At 49.6% G+C, this 13,729-nt stretch carries 15 protein-coding genes; 11 read left to right on the forward strand and 4 right to left on the reverse strand.

Going from position 1 to position 13,729, the window contains the following annotated elements; genetic code table 11:
* Positions 1 to 85 precede the first annotated feature (85 nt).
* Entirely contained in the window at positions 86 to 1,033 is a 948-nt protein-coding gene (locus tag J0X00_RS17450; RefSeq protein WP_136484197.1) for a porin, read from the forward strand.
* Positions 1,034 to 1,096: 63 nt separating this feature from the next.
* Positions 1,097 to 1,813, forward strand: a complete 717-nt coding sequence (locus tag J0X00_RS17455; RefSeq protein WP_282477318.1) for a DUF2057 family protein — start codon at positions 1,097 to 1,099, stop codon at positions 1,811 to 1,813.
* A gap of 79 nt (positions 1,814 to 1,892) precedes the next feature.
* On the opposite strand, the gene J0X00_RS17460 is transcribed toward J0X00_RS17455, so the two are convergent.
* From J0X00_RS17460 to J0X00_RS17475, 4 genes are all read right to left on the reverse strand, one after another.
* Positions 1,893 to 2,360 (reverse strand): YchJ family protein, encoded by a 468-nt coding sequence (locus J0X00_RS17460; protein WP_282477319.1) that lies wholly within the window; start codon positions 2,358 to 2,360, stop codon positions 1,893 to 1,895.
* A 96-nt stretch (positions 2,361 to 2,456) separates the two neighbouring features.
* A complete protein-coding gene (locus J0X00_RS17465) occupies positions 2,457 to 3,674 on the reverse strand; it encodes an HDOD domain-containing protein (protein WP_282477320.1) in 1,218 nt (405 codons plus the stop codon).
* 151 nt (positions 3,675 to 3,825) lie between these two features.
* Positions 3,826 to 4,563 (reverse strand): UDP-2,3-diacylglucosamine diphosphatase, encoded by a 738-nt coding sequence (lpxH, locus tag J0X00_RS17470; protein ID WP_136484193.1) that lies wholly within the window; start codon positions 4,561 to 4,563, stop codon positions 3,826 to 3,828.
* 42 nt (positions 4,564 to 4,605) lie between these two features.
* A complete protein-coding gene (locus J0X00_RS17475; protein ID WP_136484192.1) occupies positions 4,606 to 5,100 on the reverse strand; it encodes a peptidylprolyl isomerase in 495 nt (164 codons plus the stop codon).
* A gap of 145 nt (positions 5,101 to 5,245) precedes the next feature.
* Between J0X00_RS17475 and cysS the strand changes: the two genes are divergently transcribed.
* The 9 genes from cysS to ybgE all read left to right on the forward strand — a co-directional run bounded on the left by cysS (position 5,246) and on the right by ybgE (position 13,717).
* On the forward strand, positions 5,246 to 6,628 hold the full coding sequence (gene cysS, locus J0X00_RS17480) for a cysteine--tRNA ligase (protein WP_136484191.1): 1,383 nt from the start codon (positions 5,246 to 5,248) through the stop codon (positions 6,626 to 6,628).
* A gap of 319 nt (positions 6,629 to 6,947) precedes the next feature.
* On the forward strand, positions 6,948 to 7,697 hold the full coding sequence (locus tag J0X00_RS17485; protein WP_282477321.1) for a YebC/PmpR family DNA-binding transcriptional regulator: 750 nt from the start codon (positions 6,948 to 6,950) through the stop codon (positions 7,695 to 7,697).
* A 14-nt stretch (positions 7,698 to 7,711) separates the two neighbouring features.
* Complete coding sequence (ruvC, locus tag J0X00_RS17490) at positions 7,712 to 8,233, forward strand: crossover junction endodeoxyribonuclease RuvC (protein ID WP_282477322.1); 522 nt, start codon at positions 7,712 to 7,714, stop codon at positions 8,231 to 8,233.
* A 127-nt stretch (positions 8,234 to 8,360) separates the two neighbouring features.
* Positions 8,361 to 8,978, forward strand: coding sequence for a Holliday junction branch migration protein RuvA (ruvA, locus tag J0X00_RS17495; protein WP_136484188.1), 618 nt, complete (start codon positions 8,361 to 8,363; stop codon positions 8,976 to 8,978).
* Positions 8,979 to 9,096: 118 nt separating this feature from the next.
* Positions 9,097 to 10,101, forward strand: coding sequence for a Holliday junction branch migration DNA helicase RuvB (gene ruvB / locus J0X00_RS17500; RefSeq protein WP_282477323.1), 1,005 nt, complete (start codon positions 9,097 to 9,099; stop codon positions 10,099 to 10,101).
* 460 nt (positions 10,102 to 10,561) lie between these two features.
* Positions 10,562 to 12,148, forward strand: coding sequence for a cytochrome ubiquinol oxidase subunit I (cydA, locus tag J0X00_RS17505; protein ID WP_168796985.1), 1,587 nt, complete (start codon positions 10,562 to 10,564; stop codon positions 12,146 to 12,148).
* 17 nt (positions 12,149 to 12,165) lie between these two features.
* Positions 12,166 to 13,302 carry a cytochrome d ubiquinol oxidase subunit II gene (cydB, locus tag J0X00_RS17510; protein ID WP_282477324.1) on the forward strand — a complete coding sequence of 379 codons (1,137 nt, stop codon included), beginning with the start codon at positions 12,166 to 12,168 and terminating at the stop codon, positions 13,300 to 13,302.
* A gap of 12 nt (positions 13,303 to 13,314) precedes the next feature.
* The gene (gene cydX / locus J0X00_RS17515) at positions 13,315 to 13,422 is read left to right on the forward strand and encodes a cytochrome bd-I oxidase subunit CydX (RefSeq protein ID WP_000270284.1); all 108 of its coding nucleotides are present in this window, start codon (positions 13,315 to 13,317) and stop codon (positions 13,420 to 13,422) included.
* A complete protein-coding gene (gene ybgE, locus J0X00_RS17520; protein WP_282477325.1) occupies positions 13,415 to 13,717 on the forward strand; it encodes a cyd operon protein YbgE in 303 nt (100 codons plus the stop codon). Before cydX ends, ybgE begins: the two co-directional genes overlap by 8 nt.
* Positions 13,718 to 13,729: the final 12 nt, after the last annotated feature.

Genomic DNA, 13,729 nt, shown 5'->3' on the forward strand with positions numbered 1-13,729 from the left:
GAACGCAGAGTCATGCAACCATCATCAATAAAAACAATAGGGAATCGAAACGGACTTCCCATCTAAGAAAAGGCAGTGGATTAATATGAAAAAGACGCTACTAGCGCTTGCTGTTATGGCAGCAGCCGGTTCAGCGAATGCAGCTGAAGTATACAAAACTGACGACGCAACTGTAGATTTCTACGGTCAACTACGTCAATACGTTGAGTTCTCAGACGTAGATGGCGAAGACGACGCGAAAATCGACAAGAGTTCTTCTCGTTGGGGTCTAAACGTAAGCTACCAAGCAAACGACGACCTGGCTGTTCTGGGTAAAGCTGAAGTATACGTAGACGACGCAGAGCTTCGTCAACACTACATCGGTTTTGCATCTGATGCATACGGCACGATCACTTTCGGTCAACACCTACCTTTCTACGATGACATCTACGGTGCGATCTACCCATACCAATACGATATGTCACCATACGCGAACGACTTCTCAGGTGATGACACTTTCTGGCAATCAAGCGCAATGGCTTACCAACTGTCTACTGATCAGTTCTGGGTAAAAGCTATGTACAACCTGCCAGAAAACAATACGAACGCAGAAATGGGTGAAGCGTACGTAGGTACTGCATTCGGCGACCTGTCTGTACACGTTGGTGGTGCATTCATGGACAACCAAGTAGGTACTCTGGATCGTGAATCTACCTACGCAGAAGCGACTGCTGAATACGCAATCGGTAAAGGCGTTATCGGTCTGACTTACGCGTACAACAAACTGGATGACAACAACGATTCAGCGAACGACTCTGAGTCAAACAGCTTCCACCTGGGTGCTAAGTTCGAAGTTGCTGAGAAAACTTCTGTATACGGTCAGTACCAGTACTGGGACTTCGACGAGAACGTTGATGAAACTCAGAACGTTGTACTGGGTGTAGAATACATCTTCGCTTCTTGGGCTCGTACTTACGCTGAGTACAACTTCCACTCAGAAGAAGGTTCAGACGATTCTAACAAGCTAGCACTAGGTGCTCGCGTATACTGGTAATTCAACCGGTTACTGTTAATATAAAGCCCAGCAAAGCTGGGCTTTTTAGTAGGAGACAAAAAAGTGGCTATTTCTTCTTTGAAAAATATAGGTAGTGCATTCGTAGTAAGTTTGATGTTGTCAGCCACCGCTCAAGCAGCGGTGAAAGTCAATGTTCCGGAAGAAATAGACTTACAAGTGGTGAACCTGGAAAAACCAAAATTAAGCGGCAGTGCATTTGATTCGGTGCGCAGTATTGAACTACCGGATGGTTTAAACCAAGTCGCATTCCGTTATTCACATAATTTTGTTCAGCGTGATAAAGCAGAACGTGTATACAGTAAATTAATTATTATGAAATTCGAAGCCACGGATCAAGAGCTGACTTTCCGTGTGCCTGAATACCGTGATGCTAAAGAAGCTGAGCGTGACATCAATGATTATAACTGGGGTCTGGTTGATGCTAAGACCAACAAAGATATCAAACTGGTCACCGATGAAGTTGAAGTGTCCGGTTTTGTATTTGGCCAAAACTTCAGTGATGAAGTCGAGAGCTACAACAAAAAAGGTGGTAAAGCGGCCGTAGGCCTGACTTACGTCACCATCGCGAATCCAGCGGCCAACATGGCGACCGCTCCGCAAGCGGCTTCTGCGCGTCCTGCAGCGGCAGTAAGCACCCAGATCGTAGATACGCAGCCTGCACCACAAGGTAGTGTGCTGGGCGGCCTGCAGCGACTTTACCTGCAGGCATCTAAAGAAGAGCGTAAAGCATTCCGCAAGTGGATGATCGATCAGGAATAATACTGATAAGATTGATAGACAAAGGGCCGGATTATCCGGCCCTTTGTTGTTCTGGTGCAGTCTTTATTATCGTCTGAGGTTAGCCGCAGCACTTTTTGAATTTTTTACCGCTGCCACACGGGCAAGGATCATTACGGCCTGCTTTTACGTTTGGCTTTTGTCGCGGAAATTCGCCGTCGATATAAAACCACAGGCCGTTTTCACGGATAAAGCGCGAACGCTCCTCCAGGCAATAGCTTTGGCTCCCATCGCTAAAATAGGCTTTGAAGTGAACAAACCCCTCGTCCGCATGGCTACCCGGACTGGCGCCGATCACTTCCAGCTTCTGCCAGTCACTATCAATCGACTGGGCGATTGCCTCACGTTCGGACTCGGCTTCACAACTTGGGTGGTAAGTGGCGACAACAAAATCGACCAGGCCGAGGACATGGGCGCTGTAACGGGAGCGCATTAACTGCTCCGGTGTGTTTGCCTGACGGTGATCCTGATGGATCGGCTGGCAACAATCAGCGTAACTGCTTTGACTGCCGCAGTAACATTGAGTCATGTTCTACTCTCTGACGTAACAAAATAATGACGCACAGTGTATGGGCTACCTGTGCGCATGTCGAGAATTGGTGTGAATAGGCATCAGTCGTAGGGGTTATTCTGGACTGATATTGAGCAAGTCCGCAGTCCATTTTACGGCATCGTCGTAACAGGCACTCAGTTCTGCATCGGCGATGCCGAGTTGGCTGGCAAGTTCCGACACCTTCTGCCATTGTGCCTGTTCATACGCTTTGGTCAGTGCCAGAATAGTACCTAACACGCCTTTCTCTTCCAACAGCGCCTCTTTGACTTGAGCTTCGAGCGGGATCTCGCTGACGATTGACTCGAGGGGTTGATCCAGCAGGCTGTCGAGTAGGGAGAACATTCCGGTCAGAAAAGCGTTACCGGTTTCGCCATTCTTGTTAAGCGTGGCGTAGAGCTGCTCGCAGTAACGAGCGCGCTGAATGGACAAGCCATACAGATAATCCGGTTTGTCTGATTGAGTGGATGCGATAGCCACCAGTGAGACAAACTTGCGTAGTCGCTCTTCACCCAGATAAACCAGTGCCTGTTTAAAAGACTGAATTTTAGAGCTGACCACGGATGAGGAGTTCACCAGAGCAAGCAGTTTGTAAGACAGGGTGACGTCCTGAACGATCAACGACTCAAGCTTCTTGTAGTCAATCTCCTCACTGGCGACTTCTTTACACAACTGAACCATGGTCCAGAACGCAGGTTCTAATGCTTTGCGCTGTAACACTTCGGGTTTACTGAAAAAATAGCCTTGGAAGTAGCTGAACCCTGCCGCTTTTGCTTGCTCAAATTCCTGATAAGTTTCAACTTTCTCTGCCAGAAACACAATCTTGGACTCACGCAGTTTATAGATGAATTGTCTGGCCTTTTCGATCGGAACAATCCGGATATCGAACTTGATGATAGAAACGTAGGGCAAAAAGGCTTTCCATTCCACACTGGGGACAAAATCATCCAAGGCAATTTTGTAGCCCATGCGTGCCATCTTGCGCACCGCTTCTAAAAGCTCTGGAGTCGGAAGGCAATCTTCCAGCACTTCGACCACCAGGCTATTGGTTGGGAACAGCGTCGGCACTAAGTTGATCAGGCTTTGATAAGGAAAATTAACAAAGCCGAGATGCTTACCCAGGGTACTGTAATGGGTGGAAAGAAAGTGATCTGACAGCAGTCGGCTGGTGGCTAAATCCGGATCGATCTCCGGAAACGTATTCTTAGGCCCATCACGAAACAGCAGTTCGTAACCAATGGTTTTTCGGTTGCTATCAAGAATAGGCTGACGTGCGATATATGAATTGGCCAAGGCAGCATTTACCCCAAAAATTGACGTTGTCGAAACTAGGTTGAACTTAATCCAGGCAGAATATAATAACGTGTTACTACTGCAATAATATCATGCAATAAAATCGTGCCAGCGGCGACAAACTTCAGAAACGATGTTGAGGCGCTGGCGATTAGGGCGACGATTGCTGAGTGAATAACCGATTTTCCAGTGAATAACCACTGTCAGAATAGACCAATACTGAGCCCTGTGTGTACCAGTCGCCTAAAACGATCCTGGTTTTTTGCGGGTCATCACTTAACTGATGAATGGCCGGACGGTGAGTATGACCATGAATCATCAGGTTTACCTGATGGCGCTCCATCACGCGGATAACCTCGTCTGGAGTTACATCCATAATCTCCATCGCTTTCTGACTTTTATCACTGCGGATGTCTGTCTGAATTTTCGCCACAATACGCTTTTTAACCCAATAAGGTAAGCGGTTAAACAGCCACTGCAGCCAGGGCTGATGGACTTTTTCCCGAAATGCCAAATAGCGCACATCGTGAGTACATAACGTGTCGCCATGCAGAATAACGGCTTTGGTACCATAAAGATCGATGGTGGCTTCTTCGTCAAGTAAGGTGACGCCTGTTTGTCTGGCGAAGCGACGGCCGACCAAAAAATCACGATTACCGTGGATAAAATAACAGGGTACGCCATGTTGAGTCAGACGTTTGAATTCCTGCCTGATTTGGTTGGCAAAGTCGGTCGGGTCATCATCACCAATCCAAAAATCAAACAGGTCTCCCAGCACGTAAAGCGCATCGGCATTGACGGCTTCGTTACGCATAAACTGAATGAAACAACCGGTAATGTCCGGGCGATGGGGGGTCAGGTGGAGATCTGAAATAAATAAAGTATGCATAGAGTTTGATTCGGAGCGCCGCGGGCGGCGCTCCTGTGTCGATTATTCTTCGATGGTGGTGCCAGTAATGACCACTTCATCCAGTGGTACGTCCTGGTGCATGCCGTAAGAACCGGTGCTTACACCTTTGATTTGGTTAACCACGTCCATGCCTTCAACCACTTCACCAAATACACAGTAACCCCAACCATCCAGGCTTTCTGAGCGGAAATCCAGGAAAGTGTTGTTGTTTACGTTGATGAAGAACTGAGAACTTGCAGAGTGCGGTTCCATGGTACGCGCCATTGCCAGCGTACCAACTTTGTTGCTCAGGCCGTTATTCGCTTCGTTGCGAATCGGTGCACGAGTTGGCTTTTCACGCAGACCAGACGTCATGCCGCCGCCCTGAACCATAAAGCCATCGATAACACGGTGGAACAGAGTGTTGTCATAGAAACCGTCACGGCAGTATTGCAGAAAGTTTGCGCTGGTTTCCGGCGCTTTTTCCTCGTTCAGTTGAATTTTAATGTCACCAAAGTTTGTGTGAAGGGTGATCATGTGCATTACCTTTGCTTGTTTTGTGTGAATAGGCGATTTTAGCCTAACTTTTTGTCCATTCAAAACATCAAATGGATGACCAGACGATAACAGAGTTGTTATACTGTGGCACTATTTTGGTTTTAACGGTAATTAGATAGCGATCATGTTGAAGATTTATAACACACTCACGAGACAGAAAGAGGAATTCAAACCCATCACTGCCGGTAAAGTTGGCATGTACGTGTGTGGAGTCACAATATACGATCTCTGTCATATCGGGCACGGCCGTACCTTCGTCTCATTCGACGTGGTGTCCCGTTACCTGCGTTACCTGGGTTACGACCTGACCTTCGTGCGTAACATTACCGACATCGACGACAAAATCATCAAGCGTGCGGCGGAAAATCAGGAATCCTGTGATTCGCTCACAGAGCGCCTGATCGAGGAAATGTACGCAGACTTTGATGCACTGAACATCAAACGCCCGGATGTTGAGCCGCGCGCAACGGCTTACATCGAAGAGATCATTGCTCTGGTTGAACGTTTGATTGAACGTGGTTTTGCTTATGTTGCCGACAACGGCGACGTGATGTTTGAAGTCAATAAGTTTGATCAGTACGGCAAGCTATCAAAGCAGGATCTGGATCAGCTGCAAGCTGGTGCTCGTGTGGACATCGAAACCGCGAAGCGCAGCCCGCTGGATTTCGTACTATGGAAAATGTCCAAACCGGGTGAGCCAACCTGGGAATCACCTTGGGGCCCGGGTCGTCCGGGATGGCATATCGAATGTTCAGCGATGAACTCGTCGATTCTGGGTAATCACTTTGATATCCACGGCGGCGGTTCTGATCTGCAGTTCCCGCACCATGAGAACGAAATCGCCCAGTCTTGCTGCGCGCACGGCACTCAGTATGTTAATACCTGGATGCACAGCGGCATGGTAATGGTGGACCGTGAGAAGATGTCTAAATCACTGGGCAACTTCTTCACCATCCGTGATGTTCTGAAACATTACGATGCTGAAACGGTACGTTACTTCCTGATGTCCGGTCACTACCGCAGCCAGCTCAACTACAGTGAAGAGAACCTGAACCAGTCTCGTGCTTCACTGGAACGCCTGTACACCGCGCTGCGTGGTCTGGACATGACGGTTGCGGCGGCCGGTGGTGAGGAATACCTCAGCCGCTTTACCAGCGCTATGAACGATGATTTCAATACTCCGGAAGCGTACTCAGTGCTGTTTGATATGGCGCGTGAAGTTAACCGCCTTAAAACCGAAGATATGGATAAAGCCAGCGCACTGGGTGCACTGATGCGTGAACTGGCTGATGTTATCGGCATTCTGTATCAGGATCCTGAAGCCTTCCTGCAGGGTGATGCAGGCAGTGATGATGAAGTGGCTGAAATTGAAGCTCTGATCAAGCTGCGTAACGATTCGCGCGCTGCCAAAGATTGGGCGAACGCAGATATGGCACGAGATAAACTCAACGAGCTGGGCATCGTCCTTGAAGATGGTCCGGACGGTACGACCTGGCGTCGTAAGTAACAGCTGTATAAAGTGGGCGTTATCGCCCACTTTTGCTTTTAGTTCCAGGTGAATAGTGCCGGGTGAATTACAGTCAGCCGATTGGTTATCATTAGAACGCTTCCGCTATCACTAAAACGATACAGTGATTATCATAACGATTCAGTCATCAATCATCGTATTTACCGGGCTCTCTGGTTGCAGCCGGTACAGTCTTCAAGCTTGTGCGGGGCAGTGCAATGGCGCTCATCCGTACAACTCTCAACCAACAACATTGTGACAACGATTGCGAGCACGCACAAACGTCACCAGTCATGACACCAAGCAGTAAGGAAATCCTATGGCAGGTCACAGTAAGTGGGCAAACATCCGACATCGCAAAGCGGCGCAAGACGCCAAACGCGGTAAAATTTTCACTAAGCTGATCCGCGAAATTGTGGTATCAGCCAAAGAGGGCGGTGCAGAGGTCGAAAATAACCCGCGCTTGCGTGCAGCGATAGACAAAGCGCTCTCCAACAACATGACCCGTGACACTATCAACCGAGCGGTCGCGCGTGGCGCTGGCGGTGAAGGTGATGAAGGAATGGAAACCGTCATTTATGAAGGTTATGGTCCGGGCGGCACGGCGGTAATGGTCGAGTGTCTGACCGACAACCGCAACCGCACCGTGTCCGGTGTTCGTCATGCCTTCTCCAAAGCGGGCGGTAACCTGGGTACCGACGGTAGTGTTAATTACCTGTTCAACAAAAAAGGCGTCATCTCTTATCTGCCTGGACTGGAAGAAGATGAGGTGATGGAAGTGGCGCTGGAGAGCGGTGCAGAAGACATCGACACCGCAGCAGACGGCGCGATTGATGTGTACACTACACCGGACGAGTTTGGCGCGGTGAAAGACGCACTGGATGAGGCCGGTTTTGCCGCCGACAATGCTGAAGTGACCCTGGTTCCTGCAACCAAATCTGAACTCGATGAGGACACAGCCCCTAAATTGCTGCGCCTTATTGATGCGCTGGAAGATCTCGATGACGTGCAGGAAGTCTATCATAACGGTGATATCTCTGATGAGATTGCCGCAACGCTCTCGCTTTAGGACAGGAAGACAACATGTCGATTATTCTGGGCATTGACCCGGGTTCACGCATCACGGGTTACGGTGTGATTCGTCAGCAAGGACGGCATCTGCACTATCTCGGCAGTGGTTGTATTCGAATGTCTGAAAATGAGCTGCCGCTGCGTCTCAAGCAGATTTATGCTGGCGTAAGCGAGATCATCACTCAGTTTCAGCCGGATGTATTTGCCATTGAACAGGTGTTTATGGCCAAGAACGCCGATTCAGCGCTCAAACTCGGCCAGGCGCGCGGCAGTGCGATTGTGGCTGCCGTGAATGCCGAATTGCCGGTGTTTGAATACGCAGCCCGTCTGATTAAACAGGCGGTGGTGGGAACTGGTGGCGCCGACAAAGCACAGGTCCAGCACATGGTGCAGCAGATGCTCAAGTTGCCGGCTAAGCCGCAGGCCGATGCCGCGGATGCGCTTGGGGTGGCAATTTGTCATGCCAACACCAATAAAACCCTGGTGGCACTGGCCGGACATGCGACCAGTGCCCGACGCGGCCGATACCGTTAACTCTCGTTTCCAGCCTTGATAAAGCCGGCGTCCCCAGCGCCGGTTACCTATCTTTCACTGGCTATCCATCCAGTTATTGATTATCATCTTTGCCATTCGTACTGATAAAAAACCAAGGATTTTCCCTGTGATTGGACGTCTTCGTGGCACCCTGATAGAAAAACAACCTCCTCAAGTATTGATTGATGTCGGTGGCATCGGTTATGAAGTTCAAATGCCAATGAGCTGCTTTTACGAGCTCGACAATGTTGGAACCGAGGTCGTGATTTATACCCATTTTGTCGTTCGGGAAGATGCACAACTTCTGTATGGATTCAATACTGTCAATGAACGAGCACTGTTTCGTGAAGTGATAAAAGCGAATGGCGTCGGCCCGAAAATGGGGCTGGCGATCCTGTCTGGCATGACAGCCAGTCAGTTTGTCGCCTGTGTTGAACGGGAAGATATTTCAACCTTGGTCAAACTGCCTGGCGTAGGTAAAAAGACCGCCGAACGTTTGGTGGTCGAAATGAAAGATCGCCTTAAAGGATGGGGCGCGGGTGACCTGTTTACTCCGGCAACCGATGCCGCACCGTTAGATTCTGTGTCTGGTATTGCAGACCAGAGCGCCGAGGAAGAAGCGGTGAGCGCGCTGTTGGCGTTGGGTTACAAACCGGCACAAGCCTCGAAGGCGGTCTCTCAGGTAGCGAAACCAGAGATGAGCAGTGAACAGCTGATCAGAGAAGCACTAAAATCTATGGTGTAGCCAGAAGACTGAGTGAAACAGAAAGCGGCTGGAAGGGCCGCTTTCTGTTTCGACGTCTGTTAACTTTTACTGAGATGATGGTCAAAGTCATCATCTGTGTGCCGACAGGAACTCTGTAATGATTGAAGCCGATCGCCTAATTGCTCCGAGCAACCCTTCATTTAAAGATGAAGAAGTTATCGACCGCGCGATTCGCCCTAAGAAACTGGCTGACTACCGAGGTCAGGATCACGTGCGTGATCAGATGGATATTTTTATCCAGGCTGCGCAGCGTCGTAGTGAAGCGCTCGACCATTTGCTGATATTTGGTCCTCCCGGACTGGGGAAGACCACGCTGGCCAACATTGTCGCCAACGAGATGGAAGTCAATATTCGCACCACATCCGGCCCGGTGCTGGAAAAGGCCGGTGATCTGGCAGCGCTGCTGACCAACCTGGAAGAGAACGATGTGCTGTTCATCGACGAGATTCATCGTCTTAGCCCGATGGTGGAAGAAGTGTTGTATCCGGCGATGGAAGACTATCAACTGGATATTATGATCGGTGAGGGACCCGCGGCACGTTCGATTAAAATTGATTTGCCGCCGTTTACCTTGATCGGCGCCACCACGCGAGCCGGTTCGCTGACCTCACCGCTGCGTGACCGCTTTGGTATTGTCCAGCGCCTTGAGTACTACAAGATCGAAGATTTGCAGCACATTGTGCAGCGCAGTGCCGATTGCCTGGGTTTATCCATGGACGCCGAAGGCGCGCTTGAGGTAGCACGCCGTGCGCGTGGTACGCCGCGAATTGCTAACCGTTTGCTGCGCCGGGTGCGAGATTACGCGGAAGTGAAAAGTGATGGTCACATTAGTGTCGACATCGCCGATAAAGCGTTGAATATGCTGGATGTAGACCATCAGGGCTTTGACTATATGGACCGTAAACTGCTTTTGGCGATCATGGAAAAGTTCAGCGGTGGACCGGTCGGGTTGGATAACCTGGCAGCGGCCATCGGTGAAGAAAAAGATACCATTGAAGATGTGTTGGAGCCGTTTTTGATCCAGCAGGGTTATCTGCAGCGTACGCCGCGCGGACGGATTGCGACAGACCGGGCTTACCTGCATTTCGGCTTGGAAAAATAAGGTTACAATTAAGTTTACTAAAGACTAAGAACGTCAATGTGTGGATCTAGATCACATTTTGGTATTTTCCCTTAATGAGTAGGGGTTAGTTATTTGGGGGTAGTTGTTAACCCTTTGTTTTCAGATTCGTGGAACCAAGGGCGTATTTTACCTATTCCTAACAAGATATTTTGCCTTTCATTGATCTGCATCATTTTGTGTGATTTCTGTACAGTTTTGGAAGGCAAAAATTGATTTGTATCAAGGCGCTTTCTTCCTATAAACCTTTTGAAACAAGAGGTTTTTGGCAGTAATATCACCGCAGCTATATTAGCTGATGCTTAAACAATTAACTAACCACAATGGTACATAATTGCAACAACTTACGTGGCATAACTAACAAATGTGATTTGTTATTAACCAGGTGAGTTATGGTTGCTTTATGTCGAAAGTGTCACTCAGCCGACACAAAGGAGTTACCATGATTGACGTAGTTGATCTGTCGCGATTGCAGTTCGCAATGACCGCGATGTATCACTTCTTGTTCGTTCCACTGACTCTAGGTATGGCATTCCTGCTTGCCATCATGGAGTCTTTGTATGTAATGACTGATAAGCAAATCTACAAGGACATGACCAAGTTCTGGGGTAAGCTGTTCGGTATTAACTTTGCTCTGGGTGTGGCCACCGGTCTGACCATGGAGTTCCAGTTTGGTACTAACTGGTCATACTATTCTCACTATGTAGGCGACATCTTCGGTGCTCCTTTGGCGATCGAAGCCCTGGTTGCGTTCTTCCTGGAATCGACATTTGTTGGTTTATTCTTCTTTGGTTGGGATCGCCTGTCAAAACGCCAGCACTTAGCAGTAACCTGGCTGGTGGCTCTGGGTTCTAACTTCTCTGCGCTGTGGATCCTTATCGCCAACGGCTGGATGCAAAACCCGGTGGGTGCGAACTTCAACTTTGAAACCATGCGTATGGAAATGGTCAGCTTTGCGGAAGTGGTGTTTAACCCGGTTGCCCAGGTTAAATTCGTTCACACCGTTGCAGCCGGCTACACAACAGGTGCTATGTTCATTTTAGGCATCAGCGCATACTACCTGTTGAAAGGCCGTGACATTGCCTTCGCCCGTCGTTCATTTGCTATTGCCGCGTCATTCGGTATGGCTTCAGTGCTGTCGGTTATCGTACTGGGTGATGAATCCGGATACGAAGTCGGTGAAGTTCAGAAAGTGAAACTGGCTGCGATTGAAGCCGAATGGCACACCGAGCCAGCTCCGGCGGCATTTACCCTGTTTGGTTTGCCGAATCAGGAAGATATGCACACTGATTATGCAATCAAAATTCCTTACCTGATGGGGATTATTGCCACACGCTCTATTGATACACCGGTGACGGGACTGCGTGACCTGCGTGAAGAGCACGTCGATCGTATTCGTAACGGTATGTACGCTTACGAACTGCTTGAACAACTGCGCGCTGGTAATAAAACACCAGAAAACGTCGCGGCATTCGATGAAGTGAAAGAAGATCTGGGCTACGGTCTGCTGCTGAAACGTTACACCGACAAGGTGACCGATGCTTCAGAAGAGCAAATCCAGGCTGCTGCGGACGACTCTATTCCTACAGTATGGCCGCTATTCTGGTCATTCCGTATCATGGTTGCCTGTGGCTTTATTATGCTGTTGGTGTTTGGCGCTGCGTTCGTACAGACCTGTCGTCAGAAGATCACACAGAAGAGCTGGGTACTCAAAGCGGCGCTATTTAGTATTCCACTACCATGGATCGCAATCGAGACGGGTTGGTTTGTGGCTGAGTTTGGTCGCCAGCCTTGGGCGGTGGGTGAAATTTTGCCGGTTCATGTTGCTGCTTCTGCATTAAGTGCAGCAGAGCTGTGGACATCACTGATTGCGATTGTGGCACTGTACACTGTGTTCCTGATTGCAGAAGTGTACCTGATGGTGAAATTTGCGCGTAAAGGTCCAAGCAGCCTGAAAACAGGTCGCTACCACTTCGAGCAGGCTGGTAACAGTGTCGAAGACAAAGTTAGCCGTCAAGTCGAAGCGTAAGGCAGGGAGATAAGATTATGTTTGATTACGAAATCCTACGATTTATCTGGTGGGTGCTGATTGGTGTGTTACTGGTTGGCTTCGCCATTACCGATGGTTTTGACATGGGTGTCGGCGCACTGCTCCCTGTGATCGGTAAAAACGACAATGAACGCCGTGTGATGATCAACTCAATCGCACCGCACTGGGACGGCAACCAGGTATGGCTTATCACCGCCGGTGGTGCGCTGTTTGCTGCATGGCCGCTGGTATATGCGACGTCATTCTCAGGTTTTTACCTGGCGATGATCGTGACTCTGGCTGCGCTTTGGCTGCGCCCGATTGGTCTGGACTACCGTTCTAAACTGGAAGACGCGAAATGGCGTCAGGTGTGGGATATTTGTATCTCGATCAGTGGCTTTGTACCGCCAATCATTTTTGGTGTGGCCTTTGGTAACTTGCTGCAAGGCGTACCGTTCCAGCTCAATGAGTTCTCTATGCCGTCGTACCATGGTTCATTCTTTGGTTTGCTGAATCCGTTTGCACTGTTGTGTGGTCTGGTCAGCCTGGCGATGATCCTGATGCAGGGCGCGACCTGGCTACAGATGAAAACCACTGACGCCGTGCATGTCCGTGCCCGCAACGTGGCACAGACGATGGGCCTGCTGACCGTGATTCTGTTTGTTGCAGCCGGTTTCTGGGTGCAGGGCATTGAAGGCTATGTGATCACCAGCGTGATCGATACGGCTGGCCCGTCGAATCCACTCAGCAAAGAAGTGGTGCGGGAAGCTGGTGCCTGGATGCATAACTTTGAGCAGTACCCACTGCTGTGGGCGGCTCCGGTGCTGGGCGTAGTGATGCCGCTGCTGGCCGTGATTGCTTCCCGAGTTGAGAAAGGCGGCCTTGCATTCCTGGCGTCCAGCCTGGGTAACGCTGGCGTGATCTTCACGGCCGGCCTGGCGATGTTCCCGTTTGTGATGCCTTCCAGCCTGGAGCCAAGCCATAGCCTGACCATGTGGGATGCGACTTCAAGTGAGATGACGCTGAACCTGATGACTGGTGTTGCGTTTGTCATGGTACCTATCATTTTGGGTTACACCACTTGGTGTTACTACAAGATGTTCGGTCGCCTGGATGACAAATTCATCGAAGAAAACAAAAACTCACTGTACTAAGGAGCCTGACTTATGTGGTATTTTGCGTGGATTCTGGGTGTATTGCTTGCCTGCGCGTTCGGCATCATCAACGCTCTCTGGTTAGAGCATTCAGAGATGATGGACAAAGACAGTGAGTAACTGGTCGACACAACTGGCCAATATGCACGCCCCGGTGGACAAGACGTTAATCAAGGTTTTGTCCCTGGTACTGGGTTTCTATCACGTTGCTATGGTGATGTGGGATCCGGCGGCGTACAGCAGCAGTATTGGTGGTTTTAACGCTTTTGTCGCCCCGTTGCTGATATGGGCCGTGTGCTCCAGCATGGTGTTCGGTGTTGGCTTTAAACCGCGCAGCTGGATTTGGCAGTTAGTGTTCAGCCCTTACATTTCACTGCCGATTTTGCTGTATCTGCTGGGTTTACGTCTCAGCTGATACAGGCATATT

The organism is Vibrio sp. ABG19, assembly GCF_029962385.1.
Classification (GTDB): Bacteria; Pseudomonadota; Gammaproteobacteria; order Enterobacterales; family Vibrionaceae; genus Vibrio; species Vibrio ostreae.

Coding starts and splice junctions, on each gene's coding strand:
- cydB (WP_282477324.1), top strand. CDS start 12,166: ATGTTTGATTACGAAATCCTACGATTTATCTGGTGGGTGCTGATTGGT.
- ruvB (WP_282477323.1), top strand. CDS start 9,097: ATGATTGAAGCCGATCGCCTAATTGCTCCGAGCAACCCTTCATTTAAA.
- cysS (WP_136484191.1), top strand. CDS start 5,246: ATGTTGAAGATTTATAACACACTCACGAGACAGAAAGAGGAATTCAAA.
- lpxH (WP_136484193.1), bottom strand. CDS start 4,563: ATGCATACTTTATTTATTTCAGATCTCCACCTGACCCCCCATCGCCCG.
- J0X00_RS17460 (WP_282477319.1), bottom strand. CDS start 2,360: ATGACTCAATGTTACTGCGGCAGTCAAAGCAGTTACGCTGATTGTTGC.
- cydA (WP_168796985.1), top strand. CDS start 10,562: ATGATTGACGTAGTTGATCTGTCGCGATTGCAGTTCGCAATGACCGCG.
- J0X00_RS17475 (WP_136484192.1), bottom strand. CDS start 5,100: ATGATCACCCTTCACACAAACTTTGGTGACATTAAAATTCAACTGAAC.
- J0X00_RS17450 (WP_136484197.1), top strand. CDS start 86: ATGAAAAAGACGCTACTAGCGCTTGCTGTTATGGCAGCAGCCGGTTCA.
- J0X00_RS17485 (WP_282477321.1), top strand. CDS start 6,948: ATGGCAGGTCACAGTAAGTGGGCAAACATCCGACATCGCAAAGCGGCG.
- ruvC (WP_282477322.1), top strand. CDS start 7,712: ATGTCGATTATTCTGGGCATTGACCCGGGTTCACGCATCACGGGTTAC.
- cydX (WP_000270284.1), top strand. CDS start 13,315: ATGTGGTATTTTGCGTGGATTCTGGGTGTATTGCTTGCCTGCGCGTTC.